Here is a 1,725-nt window from a genome sequence, read left to right on the forward strand (position 1 = left end):
CCGAGAATCTTACGCATGCTTCTGTTGCCGCCGGCCAGGTTGTTCCGGAGCCGTCGCCGGAGGAGGCTGCGCAGCTTGCGGAGTTGTACCGGGATTTCGATAAGGAGAACCTGATTCCGTTGTGGACGGAGATCGGGGATCTGATGCCGATGGTTCCGTCGCCGAAGGCGGTGCCGCATGTGTGGCGCTGGAGCGACCTGTACCCGCTGGCCGCACGTGCCGGTGACCTGGTCCCGGTCGGGCGGGGCGGGGAACGCCGCGCGATCGCGTTGTCGAACCCGGGCCTTGCCGGGACCCCGTACGCGACCCCGACGTTGTGGGCTGCGATCCAGTACCTGGGCGCCCGCGAGACTGCCCCGGAGCACCGCCACTCCCAAAACGCGTTCCGGTTCGTGGTCGAGGGCGAAGGCGTGTGGACGGTGGTGAACGGGGATCCGGTGGCGATGCGCCGCGGTGATTTCCTACTGACACCGGGCTGGAACTTCCACGGCCACCACAACGACACCGACTCCCCGATGGCCTGGATCGATGGGCTGGATATCCCGTTTGTGCATTACGCGGACGCCGGGTTCTTCGAGTTCGGCACCGAACGCGTCACCGACGAAGCGACCCCGGAGATTTCCCGGTCCGAGCGGCTCTGGGCCCACCCCGGCCTCCGCCCGCTCTCGGGTCTCCAGGACACGGTCAACTCCCCCATCGCGGCGTACCGGTGGGAACACACCGACGCCGCCCTGGCAGAACAGCTACTCCTGGAGGACGAGGGCCATCCGGCCACCGTGTCCCAGGGCCACGCCGCGGTCCGGTACTCGAACCCGACCACCGGCGGGGACGTGATGCCCACCATCCGGGCCGAGTTCCACCGCCTCCGGGCCGGCGCCGCCACCGAGCCCTTGCGCGAAGTCGGGTCCAGTGTCTGGCAGGTCTTCGAAGGCTCCGGCACCGCGGTCCTGAACGGCGAGGCCAAGTCTCTGGCCAAGGGCGACCTGTTCGTCGTCCCGTCCTGGACCGAATGGTCCCTGACCGCCGACGAGGCTGCAGAGTTTGATCTGTTCCGCTTCAGCGACGCCCCCATCTTTGAACGCCTGAACTTCAACCGCACCTACACCGAAGGACGCACCAAGTAATGAGACTCCTCACCCTCCGCACTTCTGAAGGCACGACGGCGGTGCGCCAGGACGGCGACACCCTCACCGAGATCGACGGATTCACCGACGTCGGGACCCTCCTGAAGGACCCCTCCTGGGAGGCCATCGCCAAAGCCGCCAACGGCGCCACCCACCCCCTGGAGGGCGCGGACCTCGCCCCGGTGGTTCCCGCCCCCGGCAAGATCATCTGCGTGGGCCACAACTACCGCAACCACATCAAGGAAATGGGCCGGGAAGTCCCCGAATACCCCACCCTGTTCGCCAAGTACGCCGAATCCCTGATCGGGCCAAATGATGACCTGGCCCTCCCGCAGGAATCCGACACCGTGGACTGGGAAGCCGAACTCGCCGTCGTCATCGGCAATACCGGCCGCCGCATCGCCGAGGCCGACGCCAAGGACCACATCGCCGGGTACGCCGTGCTCAACGACGTGTCCATGCGCGACTACCAGTTCCGCACCATCCAGTGGCTCCAGGGCAAAACGTGGGAGAAGTCCACCCCGTTCGGACCCGCCCTGGTCACGCAGGACGAATTCACCGCCGGCCCGCTGATGACCAGCGCCGTGGACGGGGAAATCCA

2 protein-coding genes are annotated in these 1,725 nt (G+C 67.1%); both read left to right on the plus strand.

Annotated features, from left to right (window positions below):
* A partial coding sequence (locus tag NG696_RS00020; protein ID WP_252573443.1) for a cupin domain-containing protein occupies positions 1-1,124 on the plus strand: 1,124 nt, incomplete at its 5' end.
* A partial coding sequence (locus NG696_RS00025; protein ID WP_252573445.1) for a fumarylacetoacetate hydrolase family protein occupies positions 1,124-1,725 on the plus strand: 602 nt, incomplete at its 3' end. The genes NG696_RS00020 and NG696_RS00025, both read left to right, overlap by 1 nt.

Source organism: Pseudarthrobacter cellobiosi (genome assembly GCF_023913755.1).
Lineage (GTDB): Bacteria > Actinomycetota > Actinomycetes > Actinomycetales > Micrococcaceae > Arthrobacter > Arthrobacter cellobiosi.